The organism is Paenibacillus sp. FSL R5-0749 (assembly GCF_038595085.1).
GTDB lineage: Bacteria > Bacillota > Bacilli > Paenibacillales > Paenibacillaceae > Paenibacillus.
This window is the reverse complement of the sequence record NZ_CP152005.1, coordinates 5,159,880-5,181,979: the sequence shown is the minus strand read 5'-3', so window position 1 is coordinate 5,181,979 and position 22,100 is coordinate 5,159,880. Positions and strand designations below refer to the sequence as shown.

The 22,100-nt window shown below is 47.8% G+C and carries 18 protein-coding genes; 14 read left to right on the top strand and 4 right to left on the bottom strand.

Features of this window, described 5'->3' with window-relative positions; all coding sequences use genetic code 11:
- Nucleotides 1–6 precede the first annotated feature (6 nt).
- The 3 genes from MKY85_RS23110 (at nt 7) to mgrA (ending at nt 2,871) form a co-directional block, all read left to right on the top strand.
- Nucleotides 7–774, top strand: coding sequence for an HAD family hydrolase (locus MKY85_RS23110; RefSeq protein ID WP_342570865.1), 768 nt, complete (start codon nt 7–9; stop codon nt 772–774).
- Between the two features lie 271 nt (nt 775–1,045).
- Nucleotides 1,046–1,786 (top strand): NAD-dependent protein deacylase, encoded by a 741-nt coding sequence (locus tag MKY85_RS23105; protein WP_339236926.1) that lies wholly within the window; start codon nt 1,046–1,048, stop codon nt 1,784–1,786.
- Between the two features lie 77 nt (nt 1,787–1,863).
- On the top strand, nt 1,864–2,871 hold the full coding sequence (gene mgrA / locus MKY85_RS23100) for an L-glyceraldehyde 3-phosphate reductase (RefSeq protein WP_339243184.1): 1,008 nt from the start codon (nt 1,864–1,866) through the stop codon (nt 2,869–2,871).
- 82 nt (nt 2,872–2,953) lie between these two features.
- On the opposite strand, the gene MKY85_RS23095 is transcribed toward mgrA, so the two are convergent.
- The gene (locus tag MKY85_RS23095; RefSeq protein WP_342570864.1) at nt 2,954–3,928 is read right to left on the bottom strand and encodes an AraC family transcriptional regulator; all 975 of its coding nucleotides are present in this window, start codon (nt 3,926–3,928) and stop codon (nt 2,954–2,956) included.
- Between the two features lie 153 nt (nt 3,929–4,081).
- Here MKY85_RS23095 and MKY85_RS23090 point away from each other — a divergent pair, with 153 nt between their 5' ends.
- The 11 genes from MKY85_RS23090 (at nt 4,082) to ptsP (ending at nt 17,718) form a co-directional block, all read left to right on the top strand.
- On the top strand, nt 4,082–5,263 hold the full coding sequence (locus MKY85_RS23090; RefSeq protein ID WP_253440133.1) for a galactokinase: 1,182 nt from the start codon (nt 4,082–4,084) through the stop codon (nt 5,261–5,263).
- 1 nt (nt 5,264) lies between these two features.
- Complete coding sequence (gene galE / locus MKY85_RS23085; RefSeq protein ID WP_091020409.1) at nt 5,265–6,254, top strand: UDP-glucose 4-epimerase GalE; 990 nt, start codon at nt 5,265–5,267, stop codon at nt 6,252–6,254.
- 14 nt (nt 6,255–6,268) lie between these two features.
- Entirely contained in the window at nt 6,269–7,867 is a 1,599-nt protein-coding gene (locus tag MKY85_RS23080) for a UDP-glucose--hexose-1-phosphate uridylyltransferase (RefSeq protein ID WP_339236918.1), read from the top strand.
- A gap of 161 nt (nt 7,868–8,028) precedes the next feature.
- The gene (locus MKY85_RS23075; RefSeq protein ID WP_342570863.1) at nt 8,029–8,616 is read left to right on the top strand and encodes an MSMEG_1061 family FMN-dependent PPOX-type flavoprotein; all 588 of its coding nucleotides are present in this window, start codon (nt 8,029–8,031) and stop codon (nt 8,614–8,616) included.
- Nucleotides 8,617–8,709: 93 nt separating this feature from the next.
- Nucleotides 8,710–9,873, top strand: coding sequence for an iron-containing alcohol dehydrogenase (locus tag MKY85_RS23070; protein ID WP_339236914.1), 1,164 nt, complete (start codon nt 8,710–8,712; stop codon nt 9,871–9,873).
- Between the two features lie 276 nt (nt 9,874–10,149).
- On the top strand, nt 10,150–10,686 hold the full coding sequence (locus MKY85_RS23065) for a protease (RefSeq protein ID WP_342570862.1): 537 nt from the start codon (nt 10,150–10,152) through the stop codon (nt 10,684–10,686).
- Between the two features lie 64 nt (nt 10,687–10,750).
- Nucleotides 10,751–12,307 (top strand): flotillin family protein, encoded by a 1,557-nt coding sequence (locus tag MKY85_RS23060; RefSeq protein WP_339256947.1) that lies wholly within the window; start codon nt 10,751–10,753, stop codon nt 12,305–12,307.
- A gap of 166 nt (nt 12,308–12,473) precedes the next feature.
- A complete protein-coding gene (locus MKY85_RS23055; RefSeq protein ID WP_342570861.1) occupies nt 12,474–13,328 on the top strand; it encodes a PRD domain-containing protein in 855 nt (284 codons plus the stop codon).
- Between the two features lie 280 nt (nt 13,329–13,608).
- Nucleotides 13,609–15,660, top strand: coding sequence for a glucose-specific PTS transporter subunit IIBC (gene ptsG / locus MKY85_RS23050; RefSeq protein ID WP_253440114.1), 2,052 nt, complete (start codon nt 13,609–13,611; stop codon nt 15,658–15,660).
- A 77-nt stretch (nt 15,661–15,737) separates the two neighbouring features.
- Nucleotides 15,738–16,013, top strand: a complete 276-nt coding sequence (locus tag MKY85_RS23045; protein WP_036617010.1) for an HPr family phosphocarrier protein — start codon at nt 15,738–15,740, stop codon at nt 16,011–16,013.
- Nucleotides 16,006–17,718 (top strand): phosphoenolpyruvate--protein phosphotransferase, encoded by a 1,713-nt coding sequence (ptsP, locus tag MKY85_RS23040; protein ID WP_339236905.1) that lies wholly within the window; start codon nt 16,006–16,008, stop codon nt 17,716–17,718. The genes MKY85_RS23045 and ptsP overlap by 8 nt, the downstream gene beginning before the upstream one ends.
- A 211-nt stretch (nt 17,719–17,929) precedes the next feature.
- Here the strand turns inward: ptsP and gcvPB are convergent, their stop codons facing one another.
- Genes gcvPB through gcvT form a run of 3 tightly spaced genes read right to left on the bottom strand, consistent with a single transcriptional unit; the run spans nt 17,930 to nt 21,998 of the window.
- Nucleotides 17,930–19,513 (bottom strand): aminomethyl-transferring glycine dehydrogenase subunit GcvPB, encoded by a 1,584-nt coding sequence (gene gcvPB / locus MKY85_RS23035; protein WP_342570860.1) that lies wholly within the window; start codon nt 19,511–19,513, stop codon nt 17,930–17,932.
- Nucleotides 19,510–20,865 (bottom strand): aminomethyl-transferring glycine dehydrogenase subunit GcvPA, encoded by a 1,356-nt coding sequence (gcvPA, locus tag MKY85_RS23030; RefSeq protein WP_339256941.1) that lies wholly within the window; start codon nt 20,863–20,865, stop codon nt 19,510–19,512. Before gcvPA ends, gcvPB begins: the two co-directional genes overlap by 4 nt.
- Complete coding sequence (gcvT, locus tag MKY85_RS23025; protein ID WP_342570859.1) at nt 20,862–21,998, bottom strand: glycine cleavage system aminomethyltransferase GcvT; 1,137 nt, start codon at nt 21,996–21,998, stop codon at nt 20,862–20,864. The genes gcvPA and gcvT overlap by 4 nt, the downstream gene beginning before the upstream one ends.
- Nucleotides 21,999–22,100 lie beyond the last annotated feature (102 nt).

Genomic DNA, 22,100 nt, shown 5'->3' with positions numbered 1-22,100 from the left:
ATACGGGTGGCCATGCTTCAAGTGAATGGAGCGCAGATCCCATGTAAAGGTATCCTGTTCGATAAAGATGGAACACTGCTGGAATTCCTCCAGTTATGGGGGCCGTGGGCAGAGACGTTACTGAATCAGTTACAATCACGTATGAACGAACTTGGTGCTTCATTTACGGTTGAACTGGAGCACGTTCTGGGCACCACCCATAATGCAGAGGGGCATATTGTCGGTTATGATCCGCAAGGTCCCCTCGCGATTGCAACTGTGGATGAGTGCACGGGATTGCTTGCCGGGCAGCTATATGCAGCAGGCATGCCATGGAATGAAGCGATCACAACGATACGGCAATTCTCAAGTGTAGCCATGAGATCGGTACGAGAGCGCAAATCGGCTGAACCGATCCCAGGATTGCTGGATTTCTTGCAGAGTTGCCGGGCAGCGGACATACCTCTGGCGGTTGTCACTTCAGACAGTACAGCAGCAGCAGAGACACATCTGCATTGGATGGGAATCCGTTCCTTTTTTACATCCATTGTAGGCTGTGATCGGGTGACCCAGGGCAAACCGGATGGAGAAGCAGCACTTTTGGCTTGCCGGGAATTACATATCGATCCTGCGATGGCCGTTGTCATTGGAGACAGTAATGGGGATATGCAGATGGGACGGCATGCAGAGGTATCCTATACGCTGGGTTACTGTCCGCAGTTAGATCAAGGATCACACCTGGTTGATGCCCATGCCATTATTCGCCATTATAATGAGCTAAGTGTGATTATATAAGTTGCTCTGGCCAGATTGAACTATATAAATTGAACTAATCATTTACACAAAACGGAGAGGGCAGAATTAACCTGAAGAAGTGGAACGTTCGTCTAAAAGCTTTTTAGAATAAAGCTACATCGGAAGCATATGCTATCCCCGGATTTACCCTTCATAGAAGGAATCAAAAAATCTGGGGATAACAGCGATCGGAAGGTTGTTCTGTTATCGGAGTGGTCAGTGTAAATATTCTTTAGTTCAATTTATATTGTATATAAAAGGAGGAGAGAGGATGAACGCAACAGAACAACTGGCTGCCTGGATTCAGGAAAGCTCCCGTATTGTTTTTTTCGGAGGGGCCGGGACTTCAACGGAAAGCGGGATTCCCGACTTCCGTTCGGCTGCGGGTCTGTATCAGACGGAGCAGCATTCCCCTTATCCACCGGAAGAGTTGTTAAGCCGGCATTTTTTTGATCAGCATGCCAATATTTTTTATGATTTTTATCGAGGCAAAATGCTTCATCCAGATGCGGAGCCGAATGGGTGCCATCGACTGTTAGCCCGTCTGGAGCAGGAGGGAAAACTTGAGGCAGTGATCACGCAAAATATCGATGGATTGCATCAGAAGGCAGGCAGCAGCAATGTCCTGGAGCTACACGGCTCAATTCATCGTAATGCCTGTATGGATTGCAAGCAGTTTTATGCACTGAATGATATTATACAATCCCAAGATATCGTACCTCGCTGTACCGCATGCGGTGGTGTGATCAAGCCGGATGTGGTGCTGTACGAGGAGGAGCTGGATCAGACAACATTGTATCGCTCTATTGATGCATTGTCTTCCGCAGACCTGTTACTCGTGGGCGGCACGTCACTGACGGTATATCCAGCAGCCCAGTTAATTACGTATTTTCAGGGAAAACATACCGTTCTGCTCAATGCTACACCTACCGCTTACGACAGCAGGGCGGATTTGCTGATTACAGAGCCGATTGGTGAGGTAATGAATGATGTGGACCAGCTTCTTGGTTAAACGTATGGACTGAATAACCGCATTCTCCGGTGTTGACCGGATCAGGAGGCGGAACCTGGGGAAAGAAGGGATTCATGATGGTCTACGTAGCAAGCGATACTCGCTATGAAACGATGAAATACAACCGCGTTGGACGTTCAGGGTTGAAACTGCCAGCGATTTCACTGGGGCTGTGGCATAATTTTGGCGGTATCAATAACGCTGAGAATGGACGAAATATGATCACCCGATCATTTGATCTGGGTATTACCCATTTTGACCTTGCCAACAATTATGGTCCACCGGCAGGTTCGGCAGAACAGTTGTTTGGACAGGTGCTTGCCCAGGATCTGAAACCTTATCGGGATGAACTTGTGATCTCCACCAAAGCAGGATATTATATGTGGCCCGGCCCGTATGGCGAGTGGGGCTCACGCAAAAACCTGGTATCCAGTCTGAATCAGAGCTTGAAGCGTATGGGCCTTGATTACGTGGATATTTTCTATTCCCACCGTTATGATCCCGAAACGCCTTTGGAAGAAACGATGATGGCACTGGATCATATTGTTCGCTCGGGTAAAGCCCTCTATGTAGGAATCTCCAACTATCCCGCAGACCAGACGAGAGAGGCCGCTGAGATTCTCAAAAGTTTGGGTACGCCGCTGTTGATCCATCAACCAAAGTACTCGATGCTGGATCGCTGGATTGAAGATGGTTTGCAGGACGTGCTGGATGAATATGGAACAGGCAGTATTGCATTCTGTCCACTGGCACAAGGTGTACTTACGAACAAATACTTGAATGGTATCCCGGAAGACTCACGTGCCAAAGGACCGTCGGTATTCCTGAATGAGAGCAACATCTCTCCGGAGACGCTCCGCAAAGTGCGTGCGCTCAACCAGATTGCAGCAGCCCGTGGTCAGAGCTTGGCCCAATTTGCACTTTCATGGGTTCTACGTAATGGCAGGGTAACATCTGCGCTGATTGGCGCAAGCCGTCCTTCCCAGATTGAAGAGAATGTGGCTGCACTCAGCCAATTGGATTTCTCTACAGAGGAATTGGAACGGATTGAGTCCATTCTGTCACCCAAGTCTGATGACAAATAATTAACGTGCAAAAGGTGCATCTTAGCCATAATGGCGGAATGCACCTTTTTTGTCGTATATGATTCTTGGTCCATTATGTTGATCACCGTTTGTTAGGTTGAGCATTCTTCTGTAACCCCTGATGTCGTGGACGCGAGAGGATTTTCTCTCGATACAAGCTGGGCGCTTCACCGTGGAATCGTTTGAACTGTTTGGAGAAATACAGCGCGTCTGGCAGTCCGACCGATGCAGATACCTGTTCGATGGACAGATCCGGGCGTTCTCTTAGGAGTTGGCGCGACTTGTCGATCCGCAGTTTTAGCAGATAAGTGACTGGCGAAAGTCTGGTTTCCTGTTTGAAAATACGGGAAAGATACGCACGATTATACCCGAGACTCGCAGACATTTGTTCAATGGAGACCGGATAAGCATATTGGGTGGCCATATATTGAATCATCTGTTTAACCGTACGTCGGATGGATGACTCACCTGGAATTAAGGTTTGACCCTGCGAAAGGTGATTCTGTGCTTCGGCTAGAATCATATATAACGTACCCAGTGATGTGAAATGGGAGCTTTCTTTGCGCTCGGCAAAAGCATCCTGCATCACGGATAACCAATCGGATATTCCACAGGAAGGTCCGGCATGAAAAACGGACTTCTCCGGGCGAAACCCTGCTTCCTCGGCATGCTGGGCAGCCTGGCTGCCGGTAAAGGCGATCCAGCGGTATTGCCATGGGTTACGGGCATGTGACTGGTAGCTCACCAGCTGCCCGGGGTGAATGAGGAAACAATCACCTGCGGATAATTCGTAGGTGTGCAGTTCGGTACGGAACGTACCCGCCCCTTTTTCTACATAATGCAGCAGATAATAATCAAACAATTTAGGGCCGAGGGCGTGACCCGGAAGGGTCTGACTTGCTCCGGCAAACAGGACATGCAGTGCGCCTTGCTCATAATAGACTGGATTGGAGGCGACCGAATAACTGAGTGCTCCACTTTTACCGGAAGGTGATTCCTGTATTTTTTCTATTGAAGATGCAAGCGGGTCTTTCTTGGCGTTGGATTGATCTGCCATAGTTGTTTCCTTCTTTCCGGGATGCTCTGATCATTATACGCCTAAAGGTCACATTTATCCATATGAAACACACATGGTTGCATTACATGAGGCACCGCTTTCTTATATAATAACATTAAGAAAACCACAACAACGAGGCGAGGTGCAGAAGCAGTGAACGTAACTGAATTGAAACAAAAGTTTATTGAGAAGTACGGAGAGAGTGGAGCGGACATCCGTGTATTTCATGCCCCTGGTCGTGTGAATCTGATCGGTGAGCACATTGACTATAATGGTGGATACGTGCTTCCGGCAGCACTTGAATTTGGAACAACATTAATAATCCGTGAGCGTCAGGACAACAAGTTGCAACTGGCTTCCACGAACATGTCTTATGAAGGAGCACTGGATACTTCCACTATTGGTAAGGAGAAAACGGGTGAATGGACCGACTATCCTGTTGGTGTCATGGTTGAATTGCAAGGCAAAGGTGTGAATGTAACGAAAGGGTACGACTTCCTGTACCACGGGGAGATTCCGAACGGGGCAGGACTTTCATCATCTGCATCTCTGGAGGTACTTACCGGATTCGCGATTCAGTCTCTGGAGGGCGTGTCGGATATTGATACGGTTCAACTGGCACTTCTGTCCCAGAAAGCGGAAAATGAGTTCGTAGGCGTCAACTGTGGAATCATGGATCAGTTCGCTGTTGCAAACGGTGCGCAGGATCACGCGATTCTGCTGATGTGTGACACACTGGAGTACGAAAAGGTTCCTTTCCGTACAGGCTCTTACAAATTGGTCATCGGGAACACAAACAAACGCCGCGGGCTGGTGGATTCGGCGTACAATGAACGTCGCTCCCAATGCGAGCAGGCACTTGCCATCTTGAAGGAACAGCTGCCTGCACTGAATTACCTGGCTCAATTGACGCCAGAGCAGTTCGTAACACTACAGGACCAGATCAAGGATGAGAAAGTTAGACAGCGTGCACAACATGTTGTGGAAGAGAACGCGCGTGTGCTCGCATCAGTCGAAGCATTGCAGCGTAATGATCTGGAAACCTTCGGCCAATTGATGAACGCTTCTCATGAATCGCTTCGCGACTTGTACGAAGTAAGCTGTGATGAGCTGGATGTTATGGTTGAAGAAGCTCAGCGGATTCCTGGCACACTTGGTGCCCGAATGACTGGCGCAGGATTTGGCGGTTGCACCGTATCGCTGGTGCATGAAAATGATGTCGAGCGTTTTGTAAGCGAAGTGGGCGCTGCATATGAAGCACGTACCACTCTCAAAGGTGATTTTTATGTATGCGGCGTAGGTGACGGTGTTAAAGAATTGAAGGAGGCGAAGTAAAATGGCAATTTTGGTGACAGGTGGAGCAGGGTATATTGGATCTCATACGGTAGCGGCTTTGTTGGAACGTGGAGAAGAGGTTGTTGTACTGGATAACTTGCAGACAGGGCATCGTGAGGCGCTGCTGGGCGGTAAATTGTATGAAGGAGATCTTCGTGACAAAGAAATTCTGGCGAAGCTATTCGCTGAAAATTCAATTGATGCGGTTATTCACTTCGCAGCCAACTCACTCGTAGGCGAAAGTATGAAAGACCCGGTTAAATATTATGACAACAACGTGTTTGGTACACTGTGTCTGTTGGAAGCGATGAATGCAGCAAATGTACGTCGCATCGTCTTCTCTTCCACGGCAGCGACCTACGGTGAGCCTGAGAAAGTGCCAATCGAAGAAAGCGATCGTACAGAGCCGACCAACGTATATGGTGAAACGAAATTGATGATGGAACGCATGATGTCATGGTTCGATAAAGTTCAGGATATCAAGTACGTTTCCCTGCGTTACTTCAATGCAGCCGGTGCGCATGAGAGCGGCAAAATTGGTGAAGATCACCAGCCAGAGAGTCACCTGATCCCCCTCGTACTGCAAACGGCTTTGAAACAACGCTCGCATATCGCTGTGTTTGGTGACGACTATGCAACCGAAGATGGAACATGTATCCGTGACTACATCCACGTGAGCGACTTGGCTGATGCACATCTGCGTGCAGTGGATTACCTGCGTAAAGGTGAGAACAGTAACGTGTTTAACCTGGGTAACGGCACAGGATTCTCGGTAAAACAAGTGATCGAAACAGCTAAAAAAGTGACTGGCCTCGATATCCCGGTTGTACAGGAACCACGTCGTGCGGGTGACCCGGCAGTGCTAGTAGCTTCATCTGCAAAAGCGAGATCCGTTCTGGGCTGGAATCCAAAATGGACCAATCTGGAAGATGTCATTCAAAGCGCTTGGAGCTGGCACCAATCACGTCCTGACGGCTACGGAAAAAACTAGGAGGCGAACACCTTATGTCACAGACTCATATTGCAGCAGGTGCCACAGAGCGGACACCGGAGCAGCAGGAAGCACTGCATGCCATTGAACGTCTGGTTGCATTTGCCTTGCAGAAACAATTAATTGAGGAAGCGGATTGGGATTACAGCCGCAACCTCTTGCTGGAACAATTCGGATTCTCGGAGCCTTATGCCGGCGAGTTGGACACAACAGTGCCCGATGGTCCACAGGCGATGCTGGATACGTTGATCGATTATGGATTTACCATTGGACTCATTCCTGAAAATAGCGATACGTTCCGTGATTTGCTGGATGCCAAAATCATGGGTCATTTGATGGCACGCCCATCGGAAGTGGTACGCGCATTCCGCCACACCGAGCAGACGGAAGGCATTGAGGCGGCCACATCTCAATTTTATGACTTGTCGATTAACTCCAACTACATTCGGATGGATCGCATCTCGAAGAACGTCTATTGGACGCAGGATACGGCTTATGGGGAGATGGAGATTACCATTAACCTCTCCAAGCCGGAGAAAAGCCCGAAGGAAATTGCCATGGCGAAATTGCTTCCGCCACCGGTATATCCAAAATGCCAACTGTGTCGTGAAAATGTAGGCTATGCGGGTCGAGTAAATCACCCAGCCCGTCAGAATTTGAGAGTCATTCCGCTGGAGCTTAACAACGAGCCTTGGTTGTTCCAGTACTCGCCATATGTGTACTACAACGAGCACTGTATCATTTTCCATCATGACCATGTGCCGATGAAACTGACCAAAGATACGCTGCGCAGGCTGCTTGCTTTTGTTGGGGAGTACCCGCATTACTTTATCGGGTCTAATGCAGATCTACCGATCGTTGGCGGTTCTATCCTTACACATGACCATTTCCAGGGTGGACGTCATACGTTTGCCATTCAAAATGCACAGCCAGAGGCAGTCTTCCGCCATGCGGATGCACCTGGACTTACTTTGAGTCTTGTGAAATGGCCAATGTCCGTCATGCGTCTGGCTTCACACGATCCTGCAGAGCTGCTTGAAGCCGGTAACGCTGTATATGAAGCGTGGAAGGTTTACAGTGATTCGGCTGTGGATATCGAAGCATTCAGTGAAGTAGACGGTGAACAGGTACCACACAATACGGTAACACCAATCGTTCGCCGCAGTGCAGACGGTGGCTACGAGATGGATCTCGTCTTGCGTAACAATCGCACAAATGATGTGCATCCTGAAGGGATTTTCCATCCTCACCGTGAGATGCACCATCTGAAGAAAGAAAACATTGGTCTGATCGAAGTGATGGGACTTGCCATCCTGCCGGGCCGTTTGAAGGAAGAGCTGGACAGTATCGCGGATATTCTCGCTGGAGATGCCAAACTTGCTGAAGCAGCCAAAGCTTCTGATCATGTGTTGAACAAACATCTGGGCTGGGCCGAAGAGTTGGTTGAACGATTTGGGCCTAACCTGGACAAAGAACAAGCCATTTCCATCGTACAGCAGGAAGTCGGCTTGAAATTTGCCGAGATTCTCGAACATGCAGGTGTCTACAAATATGATGAAGCAGGACGCCAGGCTTTCCGTCGTTTTGTAAGCAGCATGGGATACACGGAATAGGAATCAACATAATTAACATAACCCAAGAACACCCGCCCAATCATGAGCGGGTGTTCTTGTCTTTCTTGATATTTGTGTGCATTGGAATGAACTTCCGAGCCAGTTATAATGGAGTGAAGTCCTAGAGTACCACAATGAATTGAGGAAATGGGGTTAATATCTTGGAAAAGCAGGCATTGGATATTTCGTTGATTACAGATGCTGAGGAACTGCAAGGCATGGTGGGTGAACCGCATGAACATGTGCGTAATAAGGCAATTTCATTTGTGGATTCACATGTTCAGAATTTTTTATCCATGTCACCATTATTTTTCCTCTCCACGTCCGATCATAATGGTAAAAGTGATGTATCTCCACGGGGCGATGGAGCAGGATTCGTAAAAGTGTATGATACATATCGACTCGTTTATCCAGAACGCCCAGGCAATCGAAGGATAGACTCCTTGTTGAACATCCTGTCTGACCCAGGTATCGGTATGCTCTTTCTGATTCCGGGAATGAATGAAGTGCTGCGTATCAATGGTACAGCTTCCATCACCAAGGATGAGGAATTCATTGCGAGCATGGGATGGAGTGGTAAAACCATAGGTGCAGCTGTCATTGTGGATGTGGAAGAGTGCTTTATTCATTGTCCACGAGCATTCAAACAGGCTGGGTTATGGGCCCATGAAACATGGGTGGACGCTGAGGATTTGCCTTCAACGAGCGAGATGTTTAGAGCACATTTGGAGATTAACGGATTGTTATAAAGTGAGTGACTATCGATTTGTTTTTCTATAAACGGGGTACTATAATTGGAGTTGCACAAAAAATTCTAAACTCCATTGGAGGCGACAATAGATATGAGATCATTCCAATTCTATAATCCAACCCGTTTGATATTCGGTAAAGGACAACTGGAAGCATTAAAGACAGAAGTGCCGAAATACGGTAAACGGGTTCTGCTTGTATATGGTGGCGGCAGTATCAAACGCAGTGGGCTGTACGATCAAGTGATCGGATTGCTTAAGGAAGCTGGAGCAGAAGTGACTGAACTGGCAGGCGTTGAACCTAACCCACGTCTTTCTACAGTGCATAAAGGGGTAGACCTTTGCAAAACGAATAACATTGACCTGATTCTCGCTGTAGGTGGCGGTAGTGTACTGGACTGCTCCAAAGCGATTGCTGTAGGTGCTAAATATGATGGCGACATGTGGGATTTTGCTCAGCGCAAAGCCGTTGCACAAGACGCTCTTCCGCTTGGTACCGTATTAACGATGGCAGCAACGGGTTCAGAGATGAACTCCGGTTCGGTTATTACAAATCAGGATACACAAGAAAAACTGGGCTGGGGTAGTGCATACTCATTCCCTGCATTCTCCATCCTGGATCCGGTGAATACATACACTGTTCCACTGGACCAAACAGTATATGGTATGGTGGATATGATGTCCCACGTATTGGAGCATTATTTCCATCTGGATGCCAACACACCGGTTCAACTCGGTTTCTGTGAAACGATTCTGCGTACGGTAATGGAAGCAGCACCTCGTCTGGTTGAGGATTTGGAGAACTATGAACTGCGCGAAACGATTCTGTATTGCGGAACGATGGCATTGAATGGTGTGCTGAATATGGGTCTCGCAGGAGACTGGGCAACACATAATATCGAACACGCGGTATCCGCAGTGTATGATATCCCGCATGGTGGCGGACTGGCGATCTTGTTCCCGCACTGGATGAAACATAACCTGGATGTCAATGTGGATCGATTCAAACGTCTGGCAATTAATGTATTCGAAGTAAATCCTGAAGGCAAGTCGGACAGACAGATTGCCGAAGAAGGTATCGATGCGCTGAGCCAATTCTGGACATCCATCGGTGCCCCTAACCGTTTGGCTGATTACGATATCGATGATAGCCAGATCGATGTTATGGCTGATAAAGCTATGTTGTTTGGTCCATTTGGTAACTTCAAGAAACTGCAACGGGAAGATGTTGTATCCATCTACAAGGCTTCTCTGTAATTCTATAATCACTGACAAGTGAACGGACACATCCTGAGGTCCAATAGCCGCAAGTCTCCTTTATGGGGGCTTGCGGTTTTTCTATGTGTTGGATGCGTACGCGAATGATGGAGGATCTTGAAGCATGAAGTAAAGAATGTCGTGATAATACCCATTATCGGCTCCAGAATACATTTGAGGAAAGATTTTGAAACATTTTGATGTTAGCTACGTATTTATTTACATGTGGAATGCCCAGTTAGGATGAATTTGCGGCAGAGAGAGGAGGAACAGGGGATGGAGACGATCTATTGGGGGTGTCTGATCGGAGGGGCCATATTTGCGGTTGTCAGCCTGGTGCTGGGTGACTTGATTGACGGCTTGCTGGACGGGGCTTTTGAGATGCCAGGTCTTGATTTTTTCAAACCCGTTGTGTTAGCTGGTTCCATTACAACCTTCGGTGGGGCAGGCATTATGCTGACACGTTACAGTTCATTAAGTGTGATGTCGGGTCTAATATTATCCCTGCTTATAGGTATTGCTGCAGCCATGCTGGTATTCTTCGCATATATCAAGCCGATGCGTAACAGCGATGTCTCGATTGCATTTTCAATGAAAGAGTTATCTGGTAAAATTGGGGAAATTACCATTCCTGTGCCGGAAAAAGGGTTTGGTGAAGTAATGATCCGCTTTGCATCCGGCAGTACGATTCAAACGGCATCCAGTTTTGAACACCTCCCCATTGCGGCGGGAGCCCGTGTTGTTGTTGTGGATGTCGTAGATGGCGTACTGCGTGTGTCGGAATGGGATGAAAATGTACTTAAAGATTTATAAAGTATTCTTGTCACCTAAGTAGTTTTAAGCACTCATCATGAATGAATAAGGGGAGAGATGTGGAATGGATAGTTTGAATTTGAATTGGGATGTATTGTTGATTCCTATAGTTGTGGTTGCTGTAATACTGATTCTGGGCTTGGCTTTCTGGGCGAGATACAAAACGGTTGGACCGGATGAAGCGATGATCGTTACGGGGTCTTTCCTGGGTAGCAAGAATATCTCCGATGATGATTCTGGCCGAAAAATTAAAATTGTTCGTGGTGGCGGTGCATTTATCCTGCCCGTGTTCCAGCAATCGGAGTTCATCTCTTTGTTGTCCCACAAGCTGGATGTCTCTACACCTGAAGTGTACACGGAGCAAGGGGTTCCGGTTATTGCTGACGGTGTAGCTATTATCAAGGTTGGAGGCGCTGTAGAAGACGTTGCTACGGCAGCTGAGCAATTCATCGGTAAACCTGTAGAAGCGCTGAGAAGCGAAGCACAGGAGGTACTGGAGGGGCATTTGCGGGCCATCCTCGGTACAATGACGGTAGAAGAAGTATATCGGAACCGGGATCGGTTTGCGCAAGAGGTTCAAGGCGTAGCCGCTAGAGATCTGAAGAAAATGGGACTGCAAATTGTTTCATTTACCATCAAGGACGTACGTGATAAACAGGGCTACCTAGATGCCCTCGGTAAACCGAGAATTGCTGCTGTGAAGCGTGATGCAGAAATTGCCGAAGCGGAAGCGATGCGTGATGCACGTATTCAAAAGGCCAATGCAGAAGAGCAGGGTCAAAAAGCAGAGTTGCTGCGTGATACCAATATCGCCGAGGCAGCCAAAGAGAAGGAACTGAAAGTAGCCACATTTAAGCGGGATCAGGATACAGCCAAAGCGGAAGCTGATCAGGCATACCATATCCATGAAGCACGTGCTAGACAAACCGTAGTGGAAGAAGAAATGAAAGTTGAACTCGTTCGTAAAGAACGTGAGATCGATCTCCAGGAAAAAGAAATTGTCGTACGTGAGAAGCAATATGATGCTGAAGTGAAGAAAAAGGCAGAAGCGGATCGTTATGCGGTGGAGCAGGCTGCCGAGGCGGATAAAGCCAAAAGAATGCGGGAAGCCGATGCTGTGCAGTATTCCATTGAAACACATGCCAAAGCAACAGCTGAACAGAAGCGACTCGAAGGTCAGGCCATGGCGGATGCAGAACTTGCCAAAGGTACAGCGGATGCAGAAGTTATTCGTTTGCGTGGTCTTGCTGAAGCCGAAGCGAAGGAAAAACTGGCCGAGGCGTTCCAGAAGTTTGGCGAAGCGGCTGTACTCGATATCATTGTCAAAATGCTGCCTGAACTGGCTGGCAAAATTGCAGAGCCAATTGCATCTATTGATAAACTGACGGTGGTAGATACAGGTAAAGGTGAAGGTGCAGCGCGAGTGAGTAATTATGTTACCGAACTTATGGCGACGGCTCCAGAGATGCTGAAGAGTGTATCCGGCATCGATGTAGAGCAGCTGATTAAAGGCCTTACCAAGTCCAAAACACCTGCTCCAGTTGCCATTCAACAGAGCGAGGCTGTTACAACTCCTTCTATAATCGACAAGATTGTGGAGAGAGCTGGGGTTGACGAGTAAGAAGTACTTCAAATCTTGCATGGTTGCTCTATTGACCTTAAGGCGAATTTTTGTTACTTTTTAAGCGAGACGTCCGGCGCGGATTGCCCGCTCCGGGTGTCTTTTCGTTCGTAACAGGGTGTGACTTAATCGCACCTAAGATGGTGTGAAAAAAGAGGTGCAAACAATGAGCAGCCTGCATGTAGATAAAGCGCTAAATAATAATGTAATCATTGCACAGCATCCTGAACACGGGGAAGTCGTTGTTATTGGAAAAGGCATTGGCTTTAACCGAAAACCAAGTGATCACATTCCATTGATGGCTGTGGAAAAAATGTTTATTCTGAAAAACCAGCAGGAGCAAGAGCAGTACAAACAGCTTCTTCCACAGGTGGATGAAGCGCTGATCGAGATTATTAACGAAGTTATTACGTATATTGCAGAGCGTACAGATGTTCCTCTGAATGAACATATCCATATTGCATTAACCGATCACATTTCTTTCGCGTTAAAACGCAAAGAGCAGGGTATTGTCATACAAAATCCATTTTTATATGAGACTCGCGAGATTTATCCGGAAGAATATCGAATGGCAGATTACGCGGTTCGTCTGATCAAAGAGAGAATGGGTGTAGATCTCGGGATGGACGAGATTGGTTTTGTTGCGCTCCATATCTATAGTGCAATGACCAATCAAAATATATCCCAAGTACGTGAGCATTCTCAATTGATCACTGATTTGGTGAACCTGGTGTCTAATCAACTCGATTATTCGTTTGAAACGGAATCGCTTGATTACTCTCGTTTGCTGACTCATCTTCGTTTCGCTCTTGAGCGTGTTCGCCGTGGAGACAAAGTGGAAGAGCTTCATAAGTTGGATTCCCTGCTGAAGTTGGAGTATCCCGAAATGTACTCGCTTGCATGGAAACTGACCAAAGTGATGGAGAAAAGACTGAATCTGCCTGTTTATCCTGCAGAGGTAGGTTATCTAACCATTCACCTGCAACGGCTGAATCAACGGAAAGAAGAAGAGGATAAGTGACCAGTGATGGAATGACGGATTGATTTTTTTGGTGTAAAGGCTTGCAATAGATTAGAACTGGTGCTACAATGGTGTCCGTAATCAAGCAACTGAATAAACATAAGCGACGTGTTACTGACTCGATCAGGCATGAGTTAATTTGAGTGTGATTGTTCTTACCTTATACAGGGTATGCTATACCCGAAGGTTGGCACAGTTCACTTTATTAATTCATGCCTTTTTTTGTGTTTCCTTGCTTGCATCACGACATATAACTTAGACGAAAGGGAGATACGACGCGATGTTTAAAAAGCTTTTTGGTGTATTGCAAAGAGTAGGTAAAGCTCTTATGTTGCCTGTAGCCATTCTACCTGCGGCAGGATTGCTGCTTGGAATCGGTAACATGCTGGTTAATCCAGATTTCTTGCAATATGTAACGGCGCTCGACACCCCTTGGGTGAACTCGATCGCAACAATTATGATGAACGCAGGGCAGATCGTATTCGACAATCTGGCATTGCTGTTCGCCGTCGGTGTAGCCGTCGGATTGGCTGGTGGCGAAGGGGTTGCGGGTCTTGCAGCCATCATCGGTTATCTGGTCATGAACGTCACACTGGGTACAGCCGTAGGGGTTACACCAGCAATGATCGGCGAAGTACCGGGTTATGCCAGCATTCTGGGTATCCCAACATTGAGTACAGGCGTGTTCGGAGGTATTATCATAGGTATTGCCGCCGCGCTCTGTTACAATCGATTTTTCAAAATTGAACTGCCGTCCTACCTGGGTTTCTTTGCAGGTAAACGATTTGTTCCGATTGTCACTTCGGTTGTTTCCCTCTTGTTGGGGTTAGTTCTGGTGATTATCTGGCCACCAATTCAAAATGGATTGAATGCTGTGTCTCACTTCATGGTCGATACAAGCCCGACATTGTCGGCATTTATCTTCGGTGTCGTGGAACGGTCATTAATTCCGTTTGGTCTTCACCACATTTTCTACTCCCCATTCTGGTTTGAATTCGGTGAGTATGTGAACAAAGCTGGAGATGTCATTCGTGGTGACCAGCAAATCTTCTTCAATCAATTGCGTGATGGTGTTAACCTCACAGCGGGAACATTCCAAGTTGGTAAATTCCCGTTCATGATGTTTGGTTTGCCAGCGGCCGCTCTTGCGATGTACCATGAAGCAAGACCGGAACACAAAAAGTATGTTGCAGGTATCATGGGTTCAGCTGCGCTGACCTCGTTCCTGACAGGGATTACAGAACCACTTGAATTCTCGTTCCTGTTTGTAGCACCAATCCTGTTTGCAGTACACTGTATTTTTGCAGGTTTGTCTTTCATGACCATGCAAATTCTGGGTGTGAAGATCGGTATGACCTTCTCCGGTGGGTTCATTGACTTCCTGATCTTTGGTATTATTCCAAACCGTACACCATGGTGGGACGTTATTATTGTCGGATTGATTCTCGCGGTAATCTATTACTTCGGTTTCCGGTTTATCATCCGCAAATTCAATCTCAAAACACCAGGACGTGAAGATGCAACGCCTGAAACCGAATCTGGTGGAGGGTCCGGTTCAACGGATGATCTGCCCCATAATATTCTCGAAGCTTTCGGTGGCAAGGAAAATATCAAACATCTGGACGCTTGTATTACTCGTTTGCGGATTGAAGTTAATGAGAAATCCAATGTGAAAAAAGATCGTTTGAAACAATTGGGTGCATCTGGTGTGCTTGAAGTGGGTAATAATGTTCAAGCCATCTTCGGAACACGTTCCGACACGATCAAATCTCAAATGCAGGATATTATTGCAGGACGAACACCAGCACCAACGCCAGTAGCAGCCAAACCAACTCCAGAAGAGGAGAAGGCACAAGGTGAGCAAGGCGAGCGTATCGTTGCTGAGGACATCGTCATGCCAGTCAATGGTGAGTTGATGGACATTACGAATGTACCTGATCCAGTCTTTGCTGAGAAAATGACAGGTGATGGATTCGCAATTTTGCCACATGATGGTACAATAACTTCTCCTGTGTATGGTAAGGTGTTTAATGTATTTCCAAGCAAACACGCCGTGGGCATCATGTCCGACGGAGGCAAGGAAGTGCTTGTTCATATAGGTGTCAATACGGTGAAGCTGAAGGGTCAAGGCTTTAACGTACTGGTACAGGAAGGTGATCTGGTATCGGCGGGTCAGCCGATTATGGAAGTGGATCTGGAGTATGTGAAAGCAAACGCTCCATCGATCATTTCGCCAGTTATTTTCACCAACCTGCCAGAGGGCTCCACAGTAACCCTGAAGAAGAGTGGAGTGCTCAAAGTTGGCGATCAGCCAATCATTGAGATAAAATAAGAAGTGTTACGACGATGGCAAGCAAGTGTAAATATATGCAATGCCTAAACCAAACTACTGAAAGTGAGATGATTGTAATGCAACAAACATTCAGAATTACAGACGAAGATGGTATCCACGCACGTCCGGCGACAGCCCTGGTTAATACAGCAAACAAATTCAAAGGTGCAGAATCCTTTGCAGAAGCTAACGGTAAAAAAGTAACGTTGAAATCCATCTTGGGTGTTCTTTCCCTCGGATTGGAACAAGGCGACACCATCAGCATTATCGTTGAAGGCGAAGGCGAAGCTGAAGCTCTTCAAGCTTTGACTGACGTTATGGTTAACGAAGGGTTGGGCGAAATTAATGCTTAATGTCTCCGGGATCGCGGCTTCGGCGGGTATTGCTATCGCCAAGGCGTTTATCTTGGAGCATCCTGACTACTCTGTAGAAAAACGCCAAATTAACGACGTTGACGCAGAGATCGCAAAACTCGACTCAGCACTGGGCAAGTCCCAGGCTGAGCTTGAGGCGATCAAAGAGCGTACTTTACAAGAGCTTGGCGAGAAAAAAGCAGAGATTTTTGCTTCGCATTTGCTCATTTTGAATGACCCGGAATTGATTGATCCGGTTAAAGCGAGTATTGCTGATAACATGATCAATGCAGAATATGCTTTGAATGAAACGGCATCGCAATTTATCTCCATGTTTGAGAACATGAAGAGTGCCTACCTGCAGGAACGTGCAGCAGATATGCGTGACGTTACCAAACGTGTGCTAAATCACTTGCTTGGTATCGACTTCATGAGTCCGGCTGAGATCAATGAAGAAGTGATCGTGCTTGCGGAGGATCTGACGCCTTCCGATACGGCTCAATTGAATCGCCAATTTGTTAAAGGTTTCGCAACTAACATTGGTGGACGTACTTCTCACTCAGCAATCATGGCTCGCTCTCTTGAAATTCCAGCTGTTGTTGGAACCAAGGACATCTTGGCTCAAGCAAAACAAGGCGATATGATCATTGTTGATGGTCTGGATGGTCACGTACTGGTTAACCCTACTGATGAAGTTATTGCTGAATACCGTACCAAACAGGAACAGTATGATGCACAACGTGCAGAGTGGAGAAAACTGCGTGATGAGCCAACAGTAACCGTGGACAACGTTCATGTTGAACTTGCAGCCAATATCGGTACACCAAATGATGTAACGGGTGTTCTGGAGAATGGCGGCGAGGCTGTAGGCCTGTACCGTACCGAGTTCCTGTACATGGGTAGAGACAAGCTTCCTTCCGAAGACATTCAGTATAATGCTTACAAAGCGGTACTGGAAAAAATGGAAGGCAAACCTGTTGTTGTTCGTACACTCGACATCGGTGGAGACAAAGAACTTCCATATCTGGATCTGCCAAAAGAAATGAATCCATTCCTCGGTTTCCGCGCAGTTCGTCTGTGTCTGGACCGTCTGGATATCTTCCGTACACAATTGCGTGCATTGCTGCGGGCAAGCGTACATGGAAACCTGCGTGTCATGTTCCCAATGATCGCAACACTGGGTGAATTCCGTGAAGCAAAAGCTGTCTTGCTCGAAGAGAAAGAGAAGCTGGTTGCTGAAGGTATTGCTGTTTCTGACAGCATTCAACTCGGAATCATGGTCGAAATTCCTTCGACTGCAGTTCTCGCGGATCAGTTTGCCAAAGAAGTGGATTTCTTCAGTATCGGAACGAACGATCTGATTCAATACACTATGGCTGCAGACCGTATGAACGAACGTGTATCGTATCTGTACCAACCTTACAACCCAGCCATTTTGCGTTTGGTTAAAATGGTTATCGATGCAGCGCATCGTGAAGGCAAATGGGTGGGCATGTGCGGTGAGATGGCAGGAGACGAAACAGCAATTCCATTGCTGCTCGGCCTTGGATTGGATGAGTTCAGCATGAGCGCAACATCCATTCTGCCAGCTCGTAGTCAGATCACCAAGCTGTCCCGTGCGGATATGCAAGAACTGGCTGCTAAAGCTCTGGATATGCAAACGGCTGAACAAGTCGTTGAATTGGTTCAAAGCATTCAAGCATAATGTAATTTTAAGGGGTTTCCACCCGATTTTAAGGGTTTCTTTTTCCGATAAAAAGCTGCAGTCGTGCAGCAATTTTGCCGATATCCGCGATTCATTGTGGATATCGGCTTTTTTTGTTATGAGCGGGATAATCTGATTCGGAGGGAAGACATTAGAAAAGCTCTTGCTGATTGGAATGTCAGCAAGAGCTTCTGTGAGAACAATGATTGGATTAACTGCAAGCGCAGTTCAGTACAGGTTTACGAGCTGCTGTTGTTTCATCCAGACGAGTGACCGGTGTTCCGTAAGGTGCGTTGAGTACCAACTCTGGTGTCTCTTCCGCTTCTTTGGCAATCCGTATCATCGTATCAATAAACCCATCCAGTGTTTCTTTGCTTTCGGTTTCTGTTGGCTCGATCATGATGCATTCCTCAACGTTGAGCGGGAAGTACACCGTTGGCGGATGATATCCAAAATCAAGTAATCGTTTGGCAACATCCAGTGTACGCACACCATACTGCTTCAATCCCCGACCAGACATGACGAATTCATGTTTACATACCCCTGGATACGGAATCTCGTAGTAAGGTGCGAGACGGGCCATCATATAGTTGGCATTCAGTACCGCACACTCAGATACCCGGCGTAAGCCTTCCGGTCCATAGGTGCGAATGTAGGCATAGGCACGTACCAAAATACCGAAGTTGCCATAGTACGCTTTGACCCGGCCAATGGATTGATCTCCTTCACGGTCCAGTGAATACACACCATCATCATTCTTGATCACCATCGGTTTAGGTAGGAACGGGATCAGACGGCTCTTCACCCCGACGGGTCCGGCACCAGGTCCACCACCGCCATGAGGCGTGCTCATCGTTTTGTGCAAGTTCAGATGCACCACGTCAAAGCCCATATCACCCGGACGGGTAATCCCCATAATGGCATTGGAGTTCGCGCCATCGTAATACAGCAAGCCACCAGCCTGATGTACGATGGATGCAATCTCCTGAATGTCTTTCTCGAACAAACCCAGTGTATTCGGGTTCGTTAACATCAATGCGGCTGTATCTGTACCAACGGCTGCACGGAGTGCGTCCAGATCAACCAGTCCATCTGCGCGGGATGGAATCGTCACGGTCTCAAATCCTGCAACGGTTGCACTTGCCGGGTTGGTCCCGTGAGATGAATCGGGCACGATGACTTTGGTACGTTGTTCACCACGACCTTCGTGGTACGCACGAATCATCATAAGTCCAGTCCATTCTCCATGGGCACCAGCGGCTGGTTGTAGGGTTACCGCATCCATACCTGTCAGCCCCGCAAGGTCATTTTGCAATGTATATAACAGTTCAAGTGCACCTTGAATGCTGGATTCATGCTGATAAGGGTGGATTTTGGCGAAACCATTGTAACGTGCAACATCCTCATTAATCTTCGGATTGTATTTCATCGTACAAGAACCCAGCGGATAAAATCCGTTATCTACGCCGAAATTACGACGGGACAGCGCAGTATAGTGTCTGATAACATCTACCTCAAATACTTCTGGCAGTGCCGCTGCTTCCGAACGGAGCATTTCCCGGGGAATCAACGTATCAACAGCCTGACGAGGAACGTCACATTCCGGCAGGGAATAAGCGACACGTCCAGGGCTGCTGAGTTCAAAGATCAATGATTGTTCCGGAGCAGGAGATAAGGTCTGTGCGCTGAATGTTGTAGCTGTCTCAGATTGAGCCGGAGTGGAGACAGAGGCACCCATTTCAGATTGTCCTTGTCCTTTTATCGATGTTGTCGTTGTTGTCGTTTCCTGAGTCACAGCGATCCCTCCAATACTCGTGCAAATTCGTCGATCTCTTCTTTGCTACGTCGTTCGGTAACAGCAATAAGCATATGTCCGGCAAGCTCCGGATAATCACGTCCAAGTTCATAGCCGCCAATAAAGCCCGCATCCAGCAGTTTTAGTTGAAGGGCATCGATGTCAGTTCCTTCAGGCAGCTTAATCACAAATTCATTAAATGTTGGCGCCTTAAACGTCAGGCTAACGCCGGGAATCGCAGTTAATGTATTTAAGGTGTAATGACTCTTTTGCAGATTCAGATCCGCGACATCGATCATGCCTTGTTTACCCATGATGGACATATATACAGATGCGCTGAGCGCAAGCAAAGCCTGGTTGGAACAGATGTTGGATGTCGCTTTTTCGCGGCGAATGTGCTGTTCACGCGCTTGCAGTGTGAGTACAAATCCACGTTTGCCGTTGCGATCCGTTGTCTGGCCTACAATTCGGCCAGGAATTCGGCGCATGTGAGGCTGGGATACGGCGAAATATCCGCATGTCGGGCCGCCGAGTGAAGCGGCGATGCCGAGGGGCTGTGCATCGCCAACGACGATGTCGGCACCCAGCTTGCCTGGGGCTTCCAGCAGACCCAGCGATAGCGGGTTAGCACTTACGACGAGCAGGCCCTTGTGCGCATGCACAAGGTCAGCCGCTTGTTTTACATTTTCCACGGCACCAAAGAAGTTCGGGCTCTGGATCATGACAGCTGCGGTATCATCCGATATGGCGGCTTGCAGGGCATCCCAGTCCGTGACCCCATCCTTATAACCGATCTCGATAATCTCCAGACGGAGTCCGTGCGCATACGCCTGCAATACCTGACGGGCTTCCGGATGAACGGTACGGGATACGATAAGCTGTTTGCGACGAGTTGCCGCTGCGGCCAGATTACCTGCTTCAGCAAAGGCGGTTGCGCCGTCATACATACTGGCATTGGCTACAGCCATACCGGTTAATTCACAAATGTAGGATTGAAATTCGAAAATGGCCTGTAGTTCACCTTGACTGATCTCAGGCTGATAAGGTGTGTAGGCAGTGTAGAACTCGGAACGTGAAATGACATGATTGATGACGGAAGGAACATGATGATCGTATATGCCTGCGCCGAGGAAGCTGGCGTGTGTTTCGAAATTGGCGTTGGCACCAGCTTGTTTGGACATGTGCCGTGTCAGCGCATATTCATCAAGTTTGGAGGATACGGGCAGCTCGCCCTGATAACGAATCTCCTGAGGAATGTCCTGAAACAGTTCCTCCAGCGTATCCACACCGATGGTTGCGAGCATGGCACTCTGATCCTGTTCTGTCATGGGAATGTAGCGGTGCTTGCTCATGATTGATCAGCTCCTTGAGTAAGTGTCTTTGACGTACGTGTCCGTTTATGAAAAGGGGTCTTTACGACCTCGGCTTTCAGTTTCTTCCCTCGGATCTCAATCTCAAGCGGGGTTCCCAGCGCAGCGTATTTGCTGTCGATGAGGGCAAGCCCCAGATTACGCTTCAATGTAGGTGATTGCGTGCCTGTTGTCACTTCACCGATCTGTACGCCTTCGGCGTAAATCGGATAGTGGGGGCGAGGAATACCGCGCTCCAGCACTTCGATGCCAACCAGTTTGCGGGCGGGCCCGTCATTTTTTTGCTGTAACAAGGCTTCGTGTCCGATAAAAGGTCCAGCATTCAGTTTCACAAACATACCAACGCCAGCTTCTAGCGGAGAGATCGTTGCAGATAATTCCTGCCCATACAGAGGCAGCTTGGCTTCAAAACGCAGCGTATCCCTTGCACCAAGTCCGGTTGGCACCAGTCCGTGACCTTCGCCGGCTTGCATTAATCCGTTCCAGACGGTAGCGGCCTGATCTGCTGGAATATATAGTTCAAAGCCATCTTCACCGGTATAACCGGTACGGGACAACAGCAATTTTACTCCACAGACTTCGGCATCCTGCACAAAACGAAACGGTTCAATCGTGGATACATCCGTTTCGGTAACTTTTCCGATAATATCCACAGCCAGTGGACCTTGCAGGGCGAGTAGCGCCGTCTGCTCCGAATCGTTGGTCATGTTTACGCCAGGGATCAAGTGCTCTTGCAGCCAAGCCCAGTCCTTGTCGATATTGGAGGCGTTAACGACGAGCATATAATGCTGATCTTCCAGCTTATACACGAGCAGATCATCCACCACACCACCATCTGGATAACACATCAGGGTGTACTGGGCTTGACCGGGAACCAGCGTGGTTACATCATTGGTTGTCATTTGTTGCAAAAAAACTTCAGCCTGCTCACCCTGTACAGTGAATTCGCCCATATGGGATACATCAAACAGTCCAGCACGCTCACGTACCGCTTCATGTTCTTTCTGGATTCCGCTGAATTGCACCGGAAGCTCCCAGCCTCCAAAATCAATGCACCGTACGCCTTCGTATTGCTGATACAGGGGAAAGAGTGGTGTTCTAAGCAAATCGGACATCAAATCACCTCGTCATGGGCCGTCAAACGGCCGAATATGCAATCGTGGATCAATGAACCAGGGTATTTTTTAATTTTTCAGCTAGAGGTCATTCGTAGATAA

Coding starts and splice junctions, on each gene's coding strand:
- MKY85_RS23055 (WP_342570861.1), top strand. CDS start 12,474: ATGAGCAGCCTGCATGTAGATAAAGCGCTAAATAATAATGTAATCATT.
- MKY85_RS23095 (WP_342570864.1), bottom strand. CDS start 3,928: ATGGCAGATCAATCCAACGCCAAGAAAGACCCGCTTGCATCTTCAATA.
- ptsG (WP_253440114.1), top strand. CDS start 13,609: ATGTTTAAAAAGCTTTTTGGTGTATTGCAAAGAGTAGGTAAAGCTCTT.
- MKY85_RS23070 (WP_339236914.1), top strand. CDS start 8,710: ATGAGATCATTCCAATTCTATAATCCAACCCGTTTGATATTCGGTAAA.
- MKY85_RS23080 (WP_339236918.1), top strand. CDS start 6,269: ATGTCACAGACTCATATTGCAGCAGGTGCCACAGAGCGGACACCGGAG.
- mgrA (WP_339243184.1), top strand. CDS start 1,864: ATGGTCTACGTAGCAAGCGATACTCGCTATGAAACGATGAAATACAAC.
- MKY85_RS23045 (WP_036617010.1), top strand. CDS start 15,738: ATGCAACAAACATTCAGAATTACAGACGAAGATGGTATCCACGCACGT.
- gcvT (WP_342570859.1), bottom strand. CDS start 21,998: ATGTCCGATTTGCTTAGAACACCACTCTTTCCCCTGTATCAGCAATAC.
- MKY85_RS23065 (WP_342570862.1), top strand. CDS start 10,150: ATGGAGACGATCTATTGGGGGTGTCTGATCGGAGGGGCCATATTTGCG.
- gcvPA (WP_339256941.1), bottom strand. CDS start 20,865: ATGAGCAAGCACCGCTACATTCCCATGACAGAACAGGATCAGAGTGCC.
- MKY85_RS23060 (WP_339256947.1), top strand. CDS start 10,751: ATGGATAGTTTGAATTTGAATTGGGATGTATTGTTGATTCCTATAGTT.
- galE (WP_091020409.1), top strand. CDS start 5,265: ATGGCAATTTTGGTGACAGGTGGAGCAGGGTATATTGGATCTCATACG.
- MKY85_RS23105 (WP_339236926.1), top strand. CDS start 1,046: ATGAACGCAACAGAACAACTGGCTGCCTGGATTCAGGAAAGCTCCCGT.
- ptsP (WP_339236905.1), top strand. CDS start 16,006: ATGCTTAATGTCTCCGGGATCGCGGCTTCGGCGGGTATTGCTATCGCC.